The following is a 19134-nucleotide window of genomic DNA, read 5'->3' on the forward strand; positions in this document are numbered from 1 at the left end:
GCCGGACGGCTGGTGTCCCGACGGTCAGCCAGACGGGTCGAACTCGTCGAGCAGCCGCCGGGACGCCTCGAAGAAGGGCCGACCCACCATCACCCCCTCCACGGTGGTGATGCCCTGGCCGCTGTGCTGCCCGGCGGCCACCACCCGGCGGGCCGCCTCCAGCGACTCGGCATCTGGCGAGAATGCCTGGTTGATGACGGCCACCTGGCGGGGATGCAGGGCGATCTTGCCGCTGAACCCAAGATCCTGCGCCAGGATGGCCTCCCGCCGCAGTGCGGTCAGGTCCTGTAGGTGGAAGGTCGGTGAATCGATCGCCTCGACCTCGGCCGCCCGGGCGGCGTTCACCACACGGGTGCGGGCATGCACCAGCGGCTCCCAGCGCAGCTGGATGCCGAGGGCGGACGCGTAGTCCGCAGACCCGAAGATCAGCGCACGCGGCCGGGGTGAGGCCGCCGCGATCGCGGCGGCGTTCTCCACCCCGCGCGGCGTCTCGATCACCGCGAACAGTTCCAGGTTCGGACCGGCCGGCCGGAGCAGCCGCGCCACGATCTCGATGTCCCGGGGCGACTCCACCTTGGGCACCAGCACGATGGCCGGCTTGACCGGATACTCCCGTAGGGCGAGCAGGTCCCGCATGCCGTCCGGCTCGGTGATGGCGTTGACCCGCACGGCGCACCGGCGACCGGCGGCGCTCTCGCCGGTGAAGAAGGCTGTCGCCCGCACCCGGGCGTCGGCCTTGGCCGGCGCTGGCACCGAGTCCTCCAGGTCGACCAGGCAGATGTCGGCCCCGGAGCGGTGACAGTTGGCGTACCGGTCGGACGCGGTCGCCGGGGTGCAGAGCACGGAACGGCAGTACCGGGTGAACATCACACCTCCCGGCGTACGTCGATGAGAACCTTGCCCCTGGTGGCTCGGGCGGCGACCGCCGCGTGCGCCGCGCCGGCCTCGGGCAGCGTCACCGCCCGGTCGACGTGCACCGCGAGCCGGCCCTGTGCCGCCAGTTCGAACAGCCGGTCAGCGATGCCGCACAACAGCTCGCGGTGGTCGACCACGTGCCGCATCCAGAACCCGGCGCAACCGATGGAGTCCCGCGCCAGTTGGGCGGTGGTCAGCGCGACGACGCCGGCGTCAGCATCAGCGCCGCTGGCGGCGGCACTGGAACCAGCGACGGCACTGGTGTCAGCGGCAGCGGTTTCGGGGCGCCAGCCTAGGCAGACCAGCCGCCCGAACGGCGCCAGGCCGGCCAGCCCGGCCCGGGCCACCGCGCCGCCGACCGAGTCGACGAACAGGTCCACCCCGGCGCCGCCGGCCGCCTCCCGTAGTTGGCCGGCCAGTTCCGGGTCCGCCGGGTCCAGCGCCACGTCCGCGCCGAGCCCTTTGACGAACTGCCGCTTGGCCGCGGTGGAGGCGAGCCCGATCACCGGGGAGGCGCCGAGCGCCACGGCGAGCTGCACCGCGAGGTGGCCCACTCCCCCGGCCGCCGCGGAGACCGCCACGCTCTCCCCTGCCCGCAGCCGCCCGGCCAGCAGCAGGGCCCCGTACGCGGTGCCGCCCTGCTCGAACAGGCCGACCGCCTGCGCATCGTCGATGCTCGCCGGGATCTCCACAGTGTACGCGTCCCGCGCCGCCACCACCTCGGCGTACCCGCCCCCCTGGCGCAGCAGCGCGACCACCCGCCGGCCGTCGGTCCGCCGGTGGCCGGCCGCCTCCACGCCGAGCACCGCGGGCAGCCGCAGCTGGGGGTGGGCCCCGGCCCGCTGCTCCAGGTCGTCGAAGTTAACCCCGGTCAGGGTCACATCGATCAGGCTCTCCCCCGGGCCGGGCAGCGGCTCGGGTATCCGCTCGACGCGTAGCACTTCCGGGCCTCCGGGGCGACGCAGGACCACCGCCCGCATATACCTGTTCACCTTGGCCGCCGGGCGCCGATGCCGTCCGATCCCGTGCGGTCGGGTCCGCCGCCGTGGCGGCGGGTGCGGCCCGGCTGCGCGGCGCCGGTCACGGCGTGCCGTCCACGAAGAGCCGGCCCAGCCCGCGGTGCATCTCCTCCGCCGCGGCCAGGTCCTCCGCGATCGCACAGCAGGCGACGGTGCCGTCCCCGTCGACCTCGTTCGACGTGATCACGACTCCGGTACGGCTGGTCCGGTCGTAGGCCAGACCGGCCGCGGCGAGCCGGTCGACGGCCGCCCCGAACGACGGCACGACCCAGCCATCGCGTTCCAGGAAGACCCGTTTCTCCCGGTAGTCGGCGTCCACCACGCGGCCGTCGAGCACCAGGTGCACGTGGGTGGAGCCGGTGAGGCGGCAGTTCGTCTCGGTGAAGAGCACCTGCCCGTCCTGGGTGTGGATGGCGTCGGCGCTGACCACCCCTCGGTAACCGAGTACCCGCAGGGACTCGACCAGCCGCTGGGCGCCGTCGAGCAACTCCGCTCTGGTCTCCGGCTCGATTGTCTGCGCCGGCAGCACCGCGCCAATCGCCACCGGCTCCATCAGCAGCTCACCCACGCCGATCAGCTGGGCCCCTTCGTCTGCGATGAGAAACTCCGCGTAGACGGTGGTGGAGCCGGGAAAGAAGCGCTCCACCACCAGCCGGTGCGCGCGGTCCGCGGTGAGCCACTCCCAGCGCCGCTCCAGATAGGAGAGCACGGCGGAACGGTCCGGCAGCACCACCACGCGGGGCGCACCCGTCGGCTCCACACCATCGGTGCGGCTGAGGATCTCGTTGCCGAAACCACCGCCGTTGAACTCCAACTTCACCATCACGCTGTGGCCCTGGTCGAACAGGCCGGTGATCGCCTCCAGTGCCTGCTCCGGACGGCTGACGACGGTGCCCGGGGCGATCGGTACGCCGGCGCCCGCGGCCAGCGCCCGGAACCCGGCCTTGCTGTTCACCAGTGCGTCGCCGGCCTGGGCGCTGAACGGGTACCCGGGTAGGGCCGCCTCGGCGGCCAACGCCCGGGCGAGCCCGGTGACGCAGAGATCCTTGTAGACGGCGAGGATCTCGCCCGGTGGCCCGTTGCCGAAGGCGCGGCGGAGCTGCGCCACGAAGCCGGGATCGGTGAGCCGGTCCGGGGTGAGGAGGTCCGAGCCGAGGCTGCCGGGCGGGGGGACCACCAGGGTGAGGGAGGTGGCGTCGGTACCGGTCAGGCCGGTGACGTAACTCAGGTACTCCGGTGGCGGGGCGAACGGCAGCACCAGTACGTCGCCGTCCCGGGCGAACCAGAGCATGCGCTGCGCGACACAGCCGCCGCCACGGAGCTGGGCGGGGGTCAGCGCCGCGAGATCACCGACCATCTCCGAGGTCCGGCTGTTGCCGATGATCAACGTGGTCATGACCGCTCCATCGCTGTTGGCGGCGTGTCCGGCCCACGGCTTCGCCCCGGCCGGCATCGACCGGCGGCTGAGCATGCGACAGGAGACAGAGCCGGGTCACCGCCATGACCCAACAGATCCAAACATGGCAATCTTTGGAAGTTGCTTGGACGTCACGCTATCAATCATCACCGATGACAGCAATGAGTGACGCTACACACACCATGGGTAGTTGAAATGTCTGATTGGCACCCCTTCGCCAGGAAAGGCCCGCGAGGTGATACGTCCCGCTCGCGCCTCTGGGCAGCTCGCGGTCCGGCAACAAAATCCACGCGGGTAACGGGGATCAGGGACCGCGGTCAACGCGTGCAGCAGGCCGCCCCCCTCCGCAGAGGCCGCTCGATCACAAATCCCCAGCACCGGGCACCGCAGACAAACCGTGCGATCGCACCGGAGCGGACGCGCATCCGAACCGCATTGTTCACCCCGGGTTCCCCGTCCCGTTGGTCGACCGCTGCTACCAACAAGCCGGGGTCTCCGGAGGTCAACGATTTCGGCGGAACGGAGCGTAGATGCGGGGCATGGGGTTTGCGGCGGTCGCCGCGGCGATCATGGTGCTGGCTGCCGGTTGCACCAGCGACGAGCCCGACCCGCGCGGGTCGGCGGGCATCGACGGCGGCTCCTCGCTGCGGATCGTCGCCGGGTCCGAACAGGAGAGCGTCGTCGAAACTATCGTCAAGCCGTGGTGCGCCAGCAAGGGCTACCGGTGCGACATCACCCTGAAGGGCTCAGTCGACCAGGCCCGGCTGCTGGCGGCAGGCAGCCGCGACTACGACGCCTACTGGTTCGCGTCCAGCGTCTTCTCCCAACTCGGGGACAAGGCCAACGTCCTGCAGGACGTGAAGCCGATGTTCCTGACGCCGGTGGTGTTCGCCGGCTGGCGCAGCGAGATGCAGCGGCTGGGCTTCGCCGGCCAGCCGGACGTCGGGATCGCGCAGATCCTGGAGGCGGTCGAATCGGGCCGTACGACGGTCTGGGTCACCAACCCGACGCAGTCCAACTCCGGCGCCACCGTGTTGTTCGGCTTCATGAACTACTTCGCCGGCAACGGTCCGGGCACCCCGCTGAGTCAGCAGCAGCTCGACTCCCCGGCCGTCGAAAAGGGCGTCACCCGGTTCATCGCGGCGATGGACGAGACGCCGCCCTCGACGGGCACCCTGATGACCGAGTGCCTTGCCCGCCCCGCCGAATGCCGCACCGTGTTCACCTACGAGGACCTGGTCATCGAGAAGAACCAGGAGTTGGTCAGGGCCGGCAAAGAGCCCCTGGTGGTGGCGTACCCCCGCGGCTCGCTGGCGATCAGCGACGCACCACTGGGCTTCCTGCCGCACGGCGGGGAGGATGACGTCGCCAAACGCGGCATCGTCCGCGAATTGCAGACGCACCTGCTCACCGACCCAGGCGCGCAGGACCAACTGCTCAAGCTGGGGCGGCGACCGGTCACCGGCGTCGGTCTGACGCTGGACAACCCCGACCTGTCCGTGTTCAACCCGGAATGGGGCATCCACGCAGCCATCAACGAGCAGGGCATCCAGTATCCGGCGGCGCCGGTCATCGAGGCGGCGCTCGACCGCTACCAGACCCGGTACCGGCGCCCCGTCAACACGTTCTACTGCCTCGACGGCAGCGGGTCGATGGCCTCGAACGAGGGTTGGGACGGGGTCAAGGCGGCCGCGCGCCAGATCTTCGACCAGGACCAGGCTGCGCTCAACTTCCTGCGTACGCACCCGCAGGACTCGACCGCCGTCGGGATCTTCAACCGGGACCTCGTCGAGGGCACACCGTGGGTGGTGGACGGCGACGACGCGGCCGGGCTGCACGGGCTCACCGAGCGAATCACCGCCTACCGTCCCACGGGCGGCACCAACATGTACGCCTGCCTGCAACGGGCCGCCGCCGACCTGAGCCGGCCACAGCCCGGTGACCGCCGACGGTTGGTGGTGCTGATGACCGACGGCAAGTCCGAAAACGACGACCGGGGTGGTGCGGTGCGCGCGTTGCGATCGCTCGGCGTACCCGTGATCGCCATCGCCTTCGGCCGCGACGTCGACGCCGCGCAGCTCAAGGGCGTCGCCGCTGCCACCGGCGGCACCTATGTCGCACAGGACGACCTGGTGGCGGCGCTGCGCCAGGCGGCGGGTTACAAGTGATCGGCCGCCGCCACACCGGCGTACACCGGCGGTGCCGATGAGGAGGAAACTGGCCGCTCCGGTCGCGCTCACCGCCGCGGCCGCGGTGTTCGCCGGGGTCTTCGCCACCACCGGCAACTTCCTGTGGGCACCGCTGTTGGCGGTCGCCGCGGCCCTCGGCACGTACCTCATGCTCGACGACCGCAGCCCGGCGCAGGCACGCGGCGACGAGTACCTCGACGAGGCGCGGGCCACGGCCGACGAGGCACTCAAGGTGCTGCGCGGCATCGAGCGGCTCAGCCGCGAGGTGCAGGCTCCGGCCGCCCGCGCCGCCCTGCAATCGGCCTGCCGCTACGTACCCGAGTTGTTCGACCGGGTACGGACGGCCGCGCCGAACAGCCTCTATTCCACCGCCAGCCAGATCGGCGGGCACCTGACCAGCCTCGACGGGGTCGTGCGGCAGTACCTCGACATCCAGGAAAAGCCGGTGCTCTATACCGACCCGGAGGCCCTCAAGCGCAGCGGAGAGCTGGCGTTCGAACGCTTCGCCGATTTCGCGTTGGACAGCGTGCGGCTGGTCAACCAGGGCGACATCGCGCAGTACCGGGCCAACCTCGACACCGTCGCACCACCGAAGCTGCCGGAGCTGGAGTGAAGGAACCATCGTGAGACTGCCAAGCGTTCGATTTCTGATCGGACTGGCCACGGTGCTCGTCGTCTGCGTCGTCGCCGCCGTGCTGTGGGTCCGCGCCGACCGACCCGCGACCTCGTCCGCTGCGCCGACCGTGGTCAGATGCCTCGGCGGATCCGAGAAATCCGAGCTGATGGCCGACGCCGCTATCACCCGAATCCTGCGCAACAAGTACCGTCTCGAGGTCGACTTCCAGCCGCTCGGCTCGTACGACCAGGTGCAGTTGAGCAGTGACGACCTCAAGGCTCGCCACCTCGACTGCCTCTGGCCGGCGAGCGCCAGCGCGCAGAGCGTGTTCGAGGCACAACATCAGCGCGCGTTCCCGGACTACCGGGCCGAGAACCTGCTCCAGTCTCCCGAGGTGATCTACGCGGGGCCGCGCGGCACCGAGTCCCTGATGAAGCGCGGTCTCGTCGAGCAGCGCGGCAACCGGTACTACCTGGTCGACATGAAGTCCCTGCTGCTGGAGCACGTGCTGAAGAAGCAGACCTGGGACGGCATTGGCGCGGCCGAACTTCGCGGGCCGATCACCGTGGCGAGCACCGACGCGGCCAAGTCGAACAGCGGCTTCGTGCTGGCCCAGCTCCAGCTGAGCATCATCGCCACCGACGACGTGTACCAGGCACCGAACCTCACCCAGGCGCGCAACGCCCTGCCCACCATGCGGGCGGTGTACGACGCGCAGGGATTGCAGGCACGTAGCTCCGACTCCGGGTTCCGAGAGTGGCTCACCCAGGGCGGCGAGTTCAAATCACCGCTCTACGCCGGCTACGAGAACCAACTCATCCAGCTGGTCGCGCGGGGCGACGTGAACACCGCCAGCGTGCTCAGGAACGTCCGACTGCTCTATCCCGACCCGACCATCTACAGCGATCACCCACTGCTGGCACTCAATACCACCGCCGCCCGCCTGATCGAGGCGATGAAGGACCCGGAGATCCAGACGATCGCCTGGAAGACCTACGGATTCCGCTCGGCGCTGCAGGTCGGCGCCAACGAGGTCGCCGACTTTCCCGACCTCGCGCTCGCCGAGCAGATCCGCACCACCCCGGCGCCCGCCGCGGACGTGACGCTCGCGCTGTTGAACTGCATCAAGGACGCCAAAACCTGCCAGTGAGGGAGACCGAAGGGGTATGACCGACGGATTGCAGATCGACTTCGACAGCATCGTGGGGGGTGCGGCCGACCCGCCGGCCGGTGCGGCCGACACCGCCATCACCGACGCTCTTAGCACTGCCCAACCACGCGTGATGGTCTGCAAGGACCTGCTCAGCCCCGCCCAGCGAGCCCAGGCGGAGGCCACGGCCAAGCAGCTCTACCCGGCGATGCTGGCCAACACCGAACAGCTGGCGTCCTTCGGCAACAGCGCCATCGACCAGGTCAACGCCCAGGTCAGCCGCATCTTCCGAGAGGTCGGGCGGGTCGACATCCCGGAACTGACCGGCATCATGCGGCAGCTCAACGACCGGATGCGTACGTTCCGGCGCAAGTACGACCCGAGCGACCCCAAGGTCCGGGAGACGTTCAACAGGTTCTCCGATGCGATCAAGGGACTGTTCCGCAGGGGACGTGATCTGTTGGAGATGCTCTTCGAGGAGGCCAGGACGGTCGAGCAGCAGCTCGACAAGGTGGCCGGACAGCTCAGCGCGAAGCAACACGAACTGCGTCGCAACGTGGTGCTCTGCGACGAGCTGTACAAGGCCAACGAGGCGGCGATCGGACAGCTCATCGGTGCGATCGCGGTGATGGAGCTGGTGCGCGACGAAGCGCTCGCCGAGGCCCGGTCGATCTCCGTCCCGCCGGGCGCGGTCGGCGAATGCGACCAGCAGGAGCGGCTCTCCCGGGTCACCGAGTTCATCCAGGCACTCGAGGTACGCATCAACGAGTTCCAACAGCGACTCTTCGTGGCCTGGTCGACCTCACCGCAGGTCCGCAACATCCGGGCGCTCAACTACGGCCTCGGCCAGCGTCTTGCGCTGCTGATGAACCTGACCATCCCGACGATGAAGCTCACCATCGCCCAGTGGGCGCTGCTGTTGCAGGCCAACCAGGCCGCCGACATGCAGCAGGTGGTCGCCGACGGCGCCAACGACGTGCTCTCCGCGTACGCCAGGGCATCGCAGTCCGCCGTGCCGCAAATCGCCCGGACCATCCAGACCCCGACCATCCGCCCAGAAACCCTCCTAGAGGTCGCGGAGTCGATCGACGCGCAGGCACGGGGCATCGAGGAGGCGGTCCGCTACGGCCAGCAGAGGCGCACCGAGGTGGTGACCGCGATCGTCACCGCCAACCAGTCCATGACGCAGTCGGCCAACCGGCTGTCGCAGATCGTGGTCGAGCTGGTGACCCGGGCCAAGGAACCACTGGCCTTGCCGGCCGGGCCGCAACTGCCCGCCTCGGTGCTCGATCAGGCGTCGGCGGCACGCACGGACCGGCGGCCCCGCTACAGGTAGCCGATGTGCGTGTACCGAGTTATCGCGTCGCGGCAGCGTCAATCGACCGGATGGCCTCGACGGCGGCGCGCCTGCCGGAGCGGAGTGCCGCGCTGACGGTGCCGGGGGCGATGTCGTCGGTGGCCTCACCGGCGAAGTGGAGCGGGCCGCAGGGAGCGGCGAGCGCGGCCCGTTGGTGACCGCTGCCAGGCGGTTCGGAGGAGTAGCCGCCCAGTGTCCACGGGTCGGCGCCCCAGTCGACAACCTGGGCGTCGACCAGGTCACGGCGTACCCGTTCGCCCCAGACCCTGACTAGAGCGGACACCACCCGCTGGACCGGGCCCGGTGGTCTACGTAGGGCCGCTGCCCGCGGTCCCATCACGAACGCCGTCAGCACCGGCGCGTCGGGGTGGGGTGGCCAGATCACGGGAACGTCATCATCGAGCAGGAGGTAGCTGGCGCCGGCCGGCCACGGTCGGCTGGTGAAGCGCAGCAGCACCTTCATGCCCGGATGCATGGCCAGCTCGGTGACTGCCCGGTCCTTGGGCGGTGGCAGCGGTGGCTCGAACCGCACGGTGCCGGCCTTGAGCACGCCGAGCGGCACGGTAATGATCGCTCGCCGTGCGCTGTAGCAGCGATCCGCCTCGACCTGTACGCCGTCTGACATCCAACGCACCGCGGTGACCGGGGCGTCTCGAACAATGCTGCAACCTTCGGCGATGTACTCGATCAGACGGTCGTAGCCTTCGGCGACCCGCGCCTGGCGGCTGGTCTCCTCGCCATTGGCCATCACCCGGGCCAGGTACCGTACGCTCAAGCCGTCCAGATCTGTACCTGCGTCATTGGCCAGAACGACCGCCAGACGGCCGAGTCGGCCGCCAGCCCGGCGACCGCGCAGCAGGTCACCGAGCGATGCGTCCGGATCGAGGCCGTGCGAACGCACGGCACGCACGATGCGGACGTACCGTCCCGTCGCCGGTAGCAGCCAAGGCAGCAGCCGACGCACCCGGCCCCCGTCCACGACCCGACCGCGCCAGATCGACATCGCCGGTAGCACGGTAAGGCCGGCGGTCTCCGCCAACGTGCGCGACAGGCTGGATGAACCGTGTAGCAGCTCCGCGCCTCGCTCGACCGGAAATCCGGCGAAGCCGCGATCGGTATGCACCCGCCCGCCAATACGAGAGCGCGCTTCCAACACGATGGCTCGCTTGCCAGCCTCACTCACCTGCCGCGCCGCGGCGAGCCCGGCGGCACCAGCCCCGACGACGACGACGTCCGCATCCACACAATCACGGTAGCCTGGCCACTCCACCCGCCATGCCCAGCAGTCAGCTTCTGCATTGAGTCGAACAATTGCGACGTCATACCCACCAGGGTGGTCGATGGCACCGTGGCCTGGGTGAAGGTCTTCGGGTGTCGATCCGGTGGGCTCGTCGTGTTTCAGCCAACCGCGTTCATCGGGATCTCCCGTCGGCATCCGCACCTGCGACGAACCGTGCTGCATGTGGCCTGGCTTGGCAGAGCGGAAAGGGCAGGCCGCACCTCGTCGGGGCGGGCAACGTTGGCGGGCGTCAGGCGCCGGTGTGTGCTGGCAGGCCGGCGGCGGGGACGACGACGCCGTCGACGCCGGTGGACCATCAGCCGCGCAGGTAGGCCAGCACCGCCCGGACTCGGCGATGGTCGTCCTCGTCGGGGTGCAGGTCCAGCTTGATGAGCACACTGCCGATGTGTTTGGCCACCGCCGTCTCGGTGATGAACAGGGCCCGCGCGATTGCTGCGTTCGACCGGCCCTCTGCCACCAGGCTGAGGACCTCGCGCTCCCGGGGGGTAAGCCGGGTCAGCGGGTCCCGGCGTCGGCTGAGCATCTGGCGTACGACCTCGGTGTCAACCACTGTGTGGCCCTCGGCGACACGGTCGAGCGCCTCGATGAACTCGACTGCCTCACCGATACGATCCTTGAGCAGGTAGCCGATGCCCGCGGTGCCGGGACGGGCGGATTCCAGCAATTCGGCCGCGTACGTCTGCTCGACGTACTGACTGACCACGAGAATCGGCAGCGCGGGGTCGTCCTGACGCAGCCGCAACGCGGCCTGCAACCCCTCGTCGGTGAAGGTGGGCGGCATCCGTACGTCGGTGACCACCACGTCCGGCCGCTGCTCGCGCACCGCCGCGACGAGGGCGTCGGCGTCACCGACGGCGGCCGCAACCCGATGCCCGAACCGGGCGATCAGACTCATGATCCCCTCCCGGGTGAGCACGTCGTCCTCCGCGACGATCACCCGCCGCTCACGCGGCATCGGACACCGCCCCGGCAAACTCCGCCTGCACCACGGTCGGCCCGCCTGGCGGACTCGACAGCGACACCTTCCCACCTACGGCCGCCACCCGGTCGGCCAGTCCGGCGAGCCCGGTTCCGGCCTGCGGGTCTGCACCGCCTACCCCGTCATCGCTGATTCGCAGTATCAGCCGGTCATCGTTCAGGCCCGCCGTGACACCGGCCCGACCCGCCCGGCTGTGCCGGGCGACGTTGGTCAACGCTTCGCCGACCACGAAGTACGCGGTGACCTCGATGGCCGGCGGAAGTCGGCCGGGCAGTCGGACGTCGACGTCGACCGGCACCGGCGAGCGCCCGGCGAGGTCATGCAGTGCTGCGGCAAGCCCGCGGTCGGTGAGTACCTGGGGGTGCACACCGCGGATCAGCTCGCGCAGTTCGCTCAGCGCCCGCCGGGCCAGCTCGTGCGCCCTGACCAGCGGCTCATGCGCGGGTGACCCGGCCGGCACCTCCAGGCGGGCGAGCCCGAGGTACACGTTCAGGGCCACGAGCCGCTGCTGGGCGCCGTCGTGCAGGTCGCGCTCGATGCGGCGGCGTTCCACCTCGAACGCATCCACCAGCCGCGCCCTCGACCGGGTCACCTCGACCAGCCGGTCACCGAGCCGGTCCGACTCGCGAGGCCCGAGCAACGCCCGCGCCATCGCGGCCCGGGCACCGGCCCAGGCCGTCACCACGTATGGGGCCGCGGCCAGTAGCCCCACGCCCATCCCCACCGGCACCAGAGTCGCCAACGGGCTGTTGTCCTGCTCGTGGAATGGGCTCAGTACGGCGGCTACCGGATAGCCCACCATGCATGCCAGCACGACCGCGTCCAGCCAGCACAGGACGCCGATCGAGATGCCGATGAAACCGATCTCGCGCCAGGTGACCTGCTCGCGAAGCCGTGCCCGCAACGCGTGCCGCCAGCCCCGCGGCGGTAGCGGCCGATGGGCGTCTGGTACCGGCACGCTGTCAACGAGACGCAGCCGCCACCGCTCCAGCCTACCGAAGACGACCGCGCCCGCCGCGAGCGTCGACACCGCCGCGAGCAGCACAGGAACCGGATCCTCGATGCCGTACCGCATCAGCAGGACAATCGCCGGCGCCCCGGGCAGCGCGCCACCCGCCAGGTAGAGCGCCGATCTCCAGGGCCACGAGCTGCGCACCAGCCGCGTCGGCGGCAGCGACAGCGCATCCAACGCGGTGCGGATCGGCATGTCCGCCCACGCTACCGCAGCGCGGCCGGCGGCACGGTACAGCTGGATACACCTTCTGGCCCCCCGCTGGGGACAGTGTGGGCGGCGCGGACGGCCGCTTGGCTATGGGCGTGACCACAACCAACGAACCGGCCGTGCGGCCTCTTCCAGCAGTTCAACCTGCTGCCCACGCTCACCGCCCGGGAGAACATCCTGCTCCCGCTCGCGATCGCCGGCCGCAGACCCGAGCCGGGGTGGTTCGACACGGTGGTCGAGACGGTCGGCCTCCGCGACCGTCTCGGTCACCGGCCCGACCAGCTCTCCGGCGGCCAGCAACAGCGTGTGGCCTGCGCCCGTGCCCTGATCACCCGGCCCTAGGTGGTGTTCGCAGACGAGCCCCCCGGAAACCTCGACTCCCGATCCAGCGCCGAGGTGCTCGGCTTCCTCAGCCGGTCGGTCCGCGAGTTCGGCAGAACGATCGTGATGGTCACCCACGACCCCACCGCCGCCGCATACGCCGACCGGGTGATCTTCCTCGCCGACGGCACTGTCGTCGAGGATCTCGCAGCCCCGACCGCTGACGCCGTAATCGACACGATGAAGCGTCTTGACATTCAGGGTGCGGCCCGATGATCCGGGCGACCCTCGCCGGCCTGTGCTCGCGCCGGCTCCGGATGCTGTTGTCCGCGCTGGCCATCGTGCTCGGCGTGGCCTTCATGTCGGCGGCGCTCGTGGTCACCGACACCCTCGGCCGGTCGCTACGCGACCTGTACGCCGGCCTGCATGAGGACACCCAGGTCCAAGTGACGGCGAAGCAGGTGCTCCCCGGGATCGGCGAGGACTCGGCCACCACACCGGTACCGGCCGCCCTGGTTCGGCGGGTCGCCGCCGTGACGGGCGTGGCCACAGCGACCGGCGTAGTCAGCGAGGACGGCGCCCGGCTCGTCGGGGCCGACGGCAAGGTGATCGGGACCAGCTTCAACCGGCCTCGACTGGGCACGAACTGGACCGGCGAGCGCGGATCGATCCGGTTGCGGGCCGGCCGCGCACCAGCGGCGCCGAACGAGATCGCAATCAACGCGGCACTGTCCCGGGCCGCCGGTACACAGGTCGGCGACCGGGTGGCCGTGCTCACCCAACGACCGAAGCAGATGTTCACCGTAATCGGCATAGTCGGTTACCGCGGAGACCGGGACAGTGTGGGCGGCGCCCACGAGATCGCCTTCCACGAGTCGGTAGCAGCCGAGCTCATGCTGGGCCGGCCCGGCGTGTACTCCGCGGTGGACGTCCGCGCCGCCCCCGGCGTCACCCCCGCCGTCCTACGGGATCGGCTCCGCAGCGCTTTGGGAGACGACATCGTCGTCCGCACCGGCGACGAGCTGCGCGCGACCCAGTCCGAGTCGGCGCGGGAGGACCTCGCCACCATCACCCTGATCCTGCTGGCCGTCGGCGGGATCGCCCTGTTCGTCGGCGTCTTCCTCATCCTCAACACCTTCTCGATCGTCATCGCGCAGCGCACCCGGGAACTCGCGCTGCTACGCGCCCTGGGCGCCCGCCGCCGACAGGTGATCGACTCGGTGTTCGTGGAGGCGGTACTGGTCGGATCCGCCGCCTCGGCGGCCGGTGCCGCGCTCGGGGTGGGCATCGCCGTGCTGCTGCCCCGGCTGGCCGGCAACACCGCGGTTGGCGACGTGGGCCTGAGCGCGGCGAGCGTCCCGCCGGCGGCGGTACTCACCTCCGTCACGCTCGGCCTGGCGGTCACCGTGGTTGCAGCATTCGGACCGGCGTTGCGCGCGTCCCGCGTACCACCGGTGGCCGCGCTGCGTGCCATCTCCTCCCCCAACCGTCCGCTCACGAGGCTGACCGTGGCCGGCGCGGTGATCGGTGCCGTCGGCGTCGCCCTGCTCGTCATCGCGTTCTCCGGCGGCACCGACGACATCCCGCTGGGCACCGTTCTCGGCGGCGTCCTGGCGAGCTTCGTCGGCGCGGCGCTGCTCACCCCGGTCATCGCGCGGCCCGAGGTGAACCTGATCGGCCGGCTGTTCGCCTGGTCGCCTCCCGGACGGCTGGGACGGCTCAACGCCGGCCGCAACCCGCGTCGTACCGCGAGCACCGCGGCGGCGCTGATGGTCGGCATCGCGCTGGTCACCGCGGTGAACGTCGTGCTCACCTCGGCCACCGCGAGCTTCCACAGCACAGCAGCCGACTACTACCGGGCCGACCTCATCCTCACCGAACCCACGAGCACCGATCGCCCCCAGACCTTCGACCCGGCCATCCTCGACCGGATTCGGGCACTGCCCGGCGTCGCCGCCGTCGTCGGCGTCTACGACGACCTGGCACTGACCAACCGCGGTCGGACCGGCATCCTCGCGGTCGATGACATCGCCGCCTGGTGGTCGACGGTCGAGGTCGAACACGTGGCCGGCTCCCTCGGCCCACTCGCACCCGACGAGGTCGTCGCAGACGCCGACACCGCCGCTGACCTCGACCTGCGGATCGGCTCCCCAGTGACAATCTCCTTCGCCAGTGGCCGCAGCCGCACCTTCACCCTGGCCGGCACCTACCGCAGCGACTGGGCGGGCGGCTGGATCCTGCCCGCCTCGGTGGTGCCGGACCTGTCACGGCAGCAGCCTGCCACCGGGCTGGTGCGGCTGGCTCCTGGCGCCTCCGAGGCCGACGTACGCGCTCAGGTGAGCTCGCTGCTGGCGGAGAGTCCCGAAACCGTGGTCACCGACCCGGCCGGTTTCGTTGACATCGCCACCGGCGTCTTCCGTACCGTCCTGGCGCTGCTGCAGGTGCTACTCGGCGTAGCCATGTTGATCGCAACGCTCGGCGTGATCAACACGCTGGCCCTGTCGGTGCTCGAACGCACCCGGGAACTCGGCCTGCTGCGCGCGGTGGGGCTCAGCCGCGGACAGACGGTGCAGATGGTCACCGCGGAAGCAGTGGCGATCTCCATCTTCGGCGCGCTGCTCGGGGTCGCCGTCGGCACGGGACTCGGCGCTGCGGTGGCGCGGGCGCTGCGCGCCGAAGGCATCACCGAGCTAGCGCTGCCGTGGACCTTCCTCACCGCCTACCTCGCGTCTGGCGTGTTGATTGGCGTGCTGGCCGCGACACTACCGGCCGTCCGGGCCGCCCGCACGGACGTCCTACGGGCCATCGCGCACGAATGACCGACGCGGCCGGGTCATCCCGGCTCTTCGACGTTGAACGGCGCTTGCGGCTGGAGCCGACCGGAGTTCAGGTACGAGAGCACGGAGTAGCGTGGTGCGTCGTCCGCCGGCTGCCCGGCCGTCAGCTCCACGGGTGCGTACGTCTGATCGGGGCGCATCCGCGCTCCACCAGGTCGGCACCGGGCGGCGCGATCCACCGGTCGAACACCGGCGCGCCGACCACCGTGAGCCGAAACCGGCCGACGCCGGCCGCACCGAGCAGGTGGGTGCCCGTCCACGTCAGACGTACCGGGCGGTCAGCTCGATCGCGGCCACCTTTTCCGGACGGGCGCCGCCGAAGCCGTCCAGGTCGACCAGGTGCCCGCTCTCTCGGTGCTCCTGCGCGAGCACGGTGCCGTCGGCGGCGAGGAAACGCACCCGCAGCCCCGGCGTGCCGTCGACCGGGTCGACGACCTGATCGCGGGTGACCGGGTGCAGGCAGGCGCTCGGAAAGCAGCCTCCGCGGTCACCGTCTCGACGCCGGGGCCGAGAGCCGAGAGCCGAGGAGACGCAACCCCGGGGTCATCCCAACCTCCCGTGGAGCGCGTGACGACGTGGATTACGTAGATGGGGTCAGCTTCGCCGACCTCGCCGACGAGCCGTTCATCGCACTGCCACCAGAGGCCGGAGTGCTTCGCGAATTCTGGCTTGGCAACGACCAGCGCCCTGCACCGGCGCGGGTGGTCGCTACCGCCGAAACCGCCGATGAGGCCTTCGAGATGGTCGCATCAGGACTTGGTGTCGTCCTGCTCGCTGCGGGCAACGCCCGCATCTATCAGCGCGAGGACATCGTCTGCCGGGCGGTCGCCGGACTGTCGCCCAGCGAGCTTGCCGTTGTCTGGCGTACCGGAGACAACCGCGAAGCCGTCCGTGTCTTCATCGAAGCGTGCTGCATCTGCGTGCAAGAGGCGACCGAGTGCTGATCATCACGTGCGCTGGCCGGTCACCCCGTGGCGGAAATCCGCGCGGAGACCGGCCTGCTGTTGGCTCTCCTCGCCCGCCGCTGGTCCGCTTGTCGGGCTCGCCGTCCGCCGCATCCGCCGCGTCGCATGACCGCGAAGCCGGCCACGGGAGGTCCCGTGCGCACACTCACCTCCCTGGCCGCCGCGGCCCTAGCTGCCGGCGCGGCCGCGCTCCCGCATGATCCCCTCAGCCCGCCGAACCGGACGCGGTCTCAAAGCGGACGATCACACCCTTGGATGTGGGGGTGTTGCTGATGTCGGCCACGCTGTCGAGTGGTACCAGTACGTTCGTCTCCGGGTAGTACGCCGCGGCAGAGCCGCGGCTCGCAGGGTAGCCCACCAGGCGGAACCCGGGGGCCCGGCGCTCGCTCCCGTCGTGCCAGACGCTGACGATGTCGACGAGGTCACCATCGGTGAATCCGAGCTCTGCAATGTCCTTCGGGTTGACCATGACGATGCGACGAGCGTCGTGGATTCCTCGGTAGCGGTCGTTCATCGCGTACGGGACCGTGTTCCACTGGTCGTGAGAGCGTAGCGACTGCAGCACGAGATGGCCCGGTGGGGTCTGCAGCCACGTGAGCTCGTTGGCCGTGAAGACGGCCTTGCCGCTCGGCGTCGGGTATACGCCGGAGTTGACCGGGTTGTTCAGGGTGAATCCGCCGGGCTTCATCACGCGCGCATTGAAGTCCTCGAAGCCGGGGACGACACGTGAGATGCGGTCGCGGATCAGTCCGTAGTCGGCCTCGAAGTCCGCCCACGGGATCGGAGGCGTGCCGCCGAGGGTGCGTCGCGCCAGGCGGGAGATGATCGCCACCTCGCTGAGCAGGTGCGACGAAGCGGGCTCGAGCTTACCTCGCGAGGCGTGCACGATGCTCATCGAGTCCTCGACGGTGACGAACTGCTCACCGGTGGCCTGGACGTCGCGGTCGCTGCGCCCGAGGGTCGGCAGGATCACCGCGGTCTCACCCGTCACGGTGTGCGACCGGTTGAGCTTGGTGGAGACCTGCACCGTCAGGCTGCAGCTGCGCAGCGCGGCCTCGGTCACCGCGCTGTCGGGAGTGGCCCGGACGAAGTTGCCGGCCACGCCGACGAAGACCCGGGCCTTGCCGTCGCGCATCGCCCGGACGCCGCCGACCGTGTCGACGCCGTGCGCCCGCGGCGGCTCGAAGCCGAACTCGGCACCGAGGGCGTCGAGGAACCAGTCGGGCATCCTCTCCCAGATCCCCATGGTGCGGTCTCCCTGCACGTTCGAGTGGCCGCGCACCGGACACACGCCCGCGCCGGGCTTGCCGATGTTGCCGCGGAGCAGCAGGAAGTTGACCACCTCACGGATCGTCGGGACGCCGTGCTTCTGCTGGGTCAGGCCCATCGCCCAGCAGACGATGACCGACTTGCTCGCCAGCACCCGCCGGTGAACCTCCTCGATCTCGGAACGGGGCAGGCCCGTCGCGGAGAGCACCTGGGCCCAGGTGACGGTCCGGATGTGTTGCGCGAACGCCTCGAAGCCAGTGGTGTACCGCTCGATGTAGCCACGGTCGAGCACACCGCCGCCCGCCGCATCGTCCGCCTCCAGGAGCAGGCGGTTGAGCATCTGGAACAGCGCGAGGTCGCCGCCCGGCCGGATCTGCACGAACTGGTCGGCGATGACGGTGCCGCGGCCGACGAGACCGCTGGCCTTCTGCGGGTTCTTGAACCGCATCAGGCCCGCCTCGGGGAGGGTGTTCACGGCGACGACCTGACCGCCGTTGCGCTTGGTGTGCTCCAGCGCAGAGAGCATGCGTGGGTGGTTGGTTCCCGGGTTCTGCCCGACCACGAAGACCAGATCGGCGTGGTAGATGTCCTCGAGCGAGACGCTGCCCTTGCCGATCCCGAGCGTCTCGCCGAGAGCGGAGCCACTCGACTCGTGGCACATGTTGGAGCAGTCCGGGAGGTTGTTCGTGCCGAACGCCCGCGCGAACAGCTGGAGCAGGAACGCCGCCTCGTTGTTGAGCCGGCCCGACACATAGAACATCGCCTCGTCCGGGGACGCGAGCCTGTTGAGCTGGTCGGCGATCAGCGTGAAGGCGTCGTCCCACGCGATGGGCTCGTAATGGGCGGCACCAGGACGTTTCACCATCGGCTCGGTGAGGCGGCCCTGCTGGTTGAGCCAGAAGTCCGACTTGCCGTCGAGCTCCTCGATCGAGTGCTCGGCGAAGAAGTCGCGGGTCACGCGACGGCTGGTGGCCTCGTCGTTTATGTGCTTGGCGCCGTTCTCGCAGTACTCGTTCCTGTGGCGACGGTCAGGCTCCGGCCACGCACAGCCGGGGCAATCGATGCCCTCAGCCTGGTTCACGTTGAGCAGCGTCAGAGCCGTACGGCGCACGGTCGTCTGCTCGAGGGAGTACTGGAGCGCGTGGGCGACCGCGGGCAGGCCAGCCGCCCACGTCTTCGGGGCGGTGACCTTCAGGTCGTCCGCGGGATCCTCAGTGGCTCCCATTCGGCCGGCGTCTTGGTTCACTGTTTCTCTCCTTCGTGCCACGTGCGTCACTTGATGACGAGCAGGAGGTCGCCCGATCTTGGCCTGCTCGGGGAGTGACGACATCCATGATCACGCCGCCCTTGAGCATCGCGGCCATGCCGCGCTTGACTTCGAAGGCGCCGACGTGAGCGACAACTCCGATGTCCATGATGGTCCGTTCGGTCGGGATGAGTAAGTGGGGTTGGGTGCCAGGCGCGCTTCCAGCACCCAACCCCGGAACCGACGGGCACGTCGCCCGGGCAGGGGCTCGCCCGTCGGTCGTCAGGGGGTCAGGCCAGGTCGATGCGGTTCAGCTCCATGACCTTGACCTA

At 70.1% G+C, this 19134-nt stretch carries 15 protein-coding genes and 2 pseudogenes; 7 read left to right on the forward strand and 10 right to left on the reverse strand.

Annotation, left to right across the window (positions count from 1 at the left end; genetic code table 11):
- Window positions 1-24 precede the first annotated feature (24 nt).
- From E1193_RS01580 to E1193_RS01590, 3 genes are all read right to left on the reverse strand, one after another.
- Window positions 25-867, reverse strand: coding sequence for a CoA ester lyase (locus E1193_RS01580; protein WP_132179467.1), 843 nt, complete (start codon window positions 865-867; stop codon window positions 25-27).
- Window positions 867-1895, reverse strand: coding sequence for a zinc-binding dehydrogenase (locus tag E1193_RS01585; RefSeq protein WP_132179469.1), 1029 nt, complete (start codon window positions 1893-1895; stop codon window positions 867-869). The genes E1193_RS01580 and E1193_RS01585 overlap by 1 nt, the downstream gene beginning before the upstream one ends.
- A 100-nt stretch (window positions 1896-1995) precedes the next feature.
- Entirely contained in the window at window positions 1996-3330 is a 1335-nt protein-coding gene (locus E1193_RS01590) for a peptide ligase PGM1-related protein (protein WP_132179471.1), read from the reverse strand.
- Window positions 3331-3881: 551 nt separating this feature from the next.
- On the opposite strand from E1193_RS01590, the gene E1193_RS01595 reads away from it, so the two are divergent.
- The 4 genes from E1193_RS01595 to E1193_RS01610 are packed head-to-tail and all read left to right on the forward strand — an operon-like array spanning window position 3882 to window position 8642.
- Window positions 3882-5519: a vWA domain-containing protein gene (locus E1193_RS01595; RefSeq protein WP_207922496.1), complete on the forward strand. Its 1638-nt coding sequence runs from the start codon at window positions 3882-3884 to the stop codon at window positions 5517-5519.
- Window positions 5520-5556: 37 nt separating this feature from the next.
- On the forward strand, window positions 5557-6153 hold the full coding sequence (locus E1193_RS01600) for a hypothetical protein (protein ID WP_132179473.1): 597 nt from the start codon (window positions 5557-5559) through the stop codon (window positions 6151-6153).
- Between the two features lie 10 nt (window positions 6154-6163).
- On the forward strand, window positions 6164-7306 hold the full coding sequence (locus E1193_RS01605) for a hypothetical protein (protein WP_207922497.1): 1143 nt from the start codon (window positions 6164-6166) through the stop codon (window positions 7304-7306).
- Window positions 7307-7322: 16 nt separating this feature from the next.
- Window positions 7323-8642: a toxic anion resistance protein gene (locus tag E1193_RS01610; protein ID WP_132179475.1), complete on the forward strand. Its 1320-nt coding sequence runs from the start codon at window positions 7323-7325 to the stop codon at window positions 8640-8642.
- 19 nt (window positions 8643-8661) lie between these two features.
- Here E1193_RS01610 and E1193_RS01615 read toward each other — a convergent pair whose 3' ends face one another.
- From E1193_RS01615 to E1193_RS01625, 3 genes are all read right to left on the reverse strand, one after another.
- The gene (locus tag E1193_RS01615; RefSeq protein WP_132179477.1) at window positions 8662-10125 is read right to left on the reverse strand and encodes an NAD(P)/FAD-dependent oxidoreductase; all 1464 of its coding nucleotides are present in this window, start codon (window positions 10123-10125) and stop codon (window positions 8662-8664) included.
- Between the two features lie 133 nt (window positions 10126-10258).
- On the reverse strand, window positions 10259-10918 hold the full coding sequence (locus E1193_RS01620; RefSeq protein ID WP_132179479.1) for a response regulator transcription factor: 660 nt from the start codon (window positions 10916-10918) through the stop codon (window positions 10259-10261).
- Window positions 10908-12149, reverse strand: a complete 1242-nt coding sequence (locus E1193_RS01625) for a sensor histidine kinase (RefSeq protein ID WP_165945579.1) — start codon at window positions 12147-12149, stop codon at window positions 10908-10910. Before E1193_RS01625 ends, E1193_RS01620 begins: the two co-directional genes overlap by 11 nt.
- Before the next feature lie 141 nt (window positions 12150-12290).
- Here E1193_RS01625 and E1193_RS01630 point away from each other — a divergent pair.
- Together E1193_RS01630 and E1193_RS01635 are read left to right on the forward strand one after the other, a co-directional pair.
- Window positions 12291-12761, forward strand: a pseudogene (locus E1193_RS01630) (ATP-binding cassette domain-containing protein); the annotation flags it as partial.
- Window positions 12758-15304 carry an FtsX-like permease family protein gene (locus E1193_RS01635; RefSeq protein ID WP_132179483.1) on the forward strand — a complete coding sequence of 849 codons (2547 nt, stop codon included), beginning with the start codon at window positions 12758-12760 and terminating at the stop codon, window positions 15302-15304. The pseudogene E1193_RS01630 and the gene E1193_RS01635, both read left to right, overlap by 4 nt.
- A gap of 14 nt (window positions 15305-15318) precedes the next feature.
- Here E1193_RS01635 and E1193_RS31640 read toward each other — a convergent pair whose 3' ends face one another.
- Both E1193_RS31640 and E1193_RS31645 read right to left on the reverse strand, forming a co-directional pair.
- Complete coding sequence (locus E1193_RS31640; RefSeq protein ID WP_165945580.1) at window positions 15319-15462, reverse strand: hypothetical protein; 144 nt, start codon at window positions 15460-15462, stop codon at window positions 15319-15321.
- Between the two features lie 121 nt (window positions 15463-15583).
- Window positions 15584-15721 carry a hypothetical protein gene (locus tag E1193_RS31645; protein ID WP_165945581.1) on the reverse strand — a complete coding sequence of 46 codons (138 nt, stop codon included), beginning with the start codon at window positions 15719-15721 and terminating at the stop codon, window positions 15584-15586.
- A gap of 176 nt (window positions 15722-15897) precedes the next feature.
- Between E1193_RS31645 and E1193_RS01640 the strand changes: the two genes are divergently transcribed.
- Complete coding sequence (locus tag E1193_RS01640; RefSeq protein WP_207922498.1) at window positions 15898-16266, forward strand: LysR substrate-binding domain-containing protein; 369 nt, start codon at window positions 15898-15900, stop codon at window positions 16264-16266.
- Between the two features lie 226 nt (window positions 16267-16492).
- On the opposite strand, the gene E1193_RS01645 is transcribed toward E1193_RS01640, so the two are convergent.
- Together E1193_RS01645 and E1193_RS33915 are read right to left on the reverse strand one after the other, a co-directional pair.
- On the reverse strand, window positions 16493-18802 hold the full coding sequence (locus E1193_RS01645; RefSeq protein WP_243707214.1) for an FdhF/YdeP family oxidoreductase: 2310 nt from the start codon (window positions 18800-18802) through the stop codon (window positions 16493-16495).
- A gap of 54 nt (window positions 18803-18856) precedes the next feature.
- A pseudogene (locus E1193_RS33915) lies at window positions 18857-18971 on the reverse strand (pyridoxal 5'-phosphate synthase lyase subunit PdxS); the annotation flags it as partial.
- Window positions 18972-19134 lie beyond the last annotated feature (163 nt).

Source organism: Micromonospora sp. KC606, assembly GCF_004348675.1.
Taxonomy (GTDB): domain Bacteria; phylum Actinomycetota; class Actinomycetes; order Mycobacteriales; family Micromonosporaceae; genus Micromonospora.

What these genes read in the sequence shown, in the direction of transcription:
- E1193_RS01610 (WP_132179475.1), top strand. Translation starts at nt 7,323, where the DNA reads ATGACCGACGGATTGCAGATCGACTTCGACAGCATCGTGGGGGGTGCG.
- E1193_RS01625 (WP_165945579.1), bottom strand. Translation starts at nt 12,149, where the DNA reads ATGCCGATCCGCACCGCGTTGGATGCGCTGTCGCTGCCGCCGACGCGG.
- E1193_RS01585 (WP_132179469.1), bottom strand. Translation starts at nt 1,895, where the DNA reads ATGCGGGCGGTGGTCCTGCGTCGCCCCGGAGGCCCGGAAGTGCTACGC.
- E1193_RS01590 (WP_132179471.1), bottom strand. Translation starts at nt 3,330, where the DNA reads ATGACCACGTTGATCATCGGCAACAGCCGGACCTCGGAGATGGTCGGT.
- E1193_RS01615 (WP_132179477.1), bottom strand. Translation starts at nt 10,125, where the DNA reads ATGCAGCACGGTTCGTCGCAGGTGCGGATGCCGACGGGAGATCCCGAT.
- E1193_RS01635 (WP_132179483.1), top strand. Translation starts at nt 12,758, where the DNA reads ATGATCCGGGCGACCCTCGCCGGCCTGTGCTCGCGCCGGCTCCGGATG.
- E1193_RS31640 (WP_165945580.1), bottom strand. Translation starts at nt 15,462, where the DNA reads ATGCGCCCCGATCAGACGTACGCACCCGTGGAGCTGACGGCCGGGCAG.
- E1193_RS01595 (WP_207922496.1), top strand. Translation starts at nt 3,882, where the DNA reads ATGCGGGGCATGGGGTTTGCGGCGGTCGCCGCGGCGATCATGGTGCTG.
- E1193_RS01580 (WP_132179467.1), bottom strand. Translation starts at nt 867, where the DNA reads ATGTTCACCCGGTACTGCCGTTCCGTGCTCTGCACCCCGGCGACCGCG.
- E1193_RS01620 (WP_132179479.1), bottom strand. Translation starts at nt 10,918, where the DNA reads ATGCCGCGTGAGCGGCGGGTGATCGTCGCGGAGGACGACGTGCTCACC.
- E1193_RS01600 (WP_132179473.1), top strand. Translation starts at nt 5,557, where the DNA reads ATGAGGAGGAAACTGGCCGCTCCGGTCGCGCTCACCGCCGCGGCCGCG.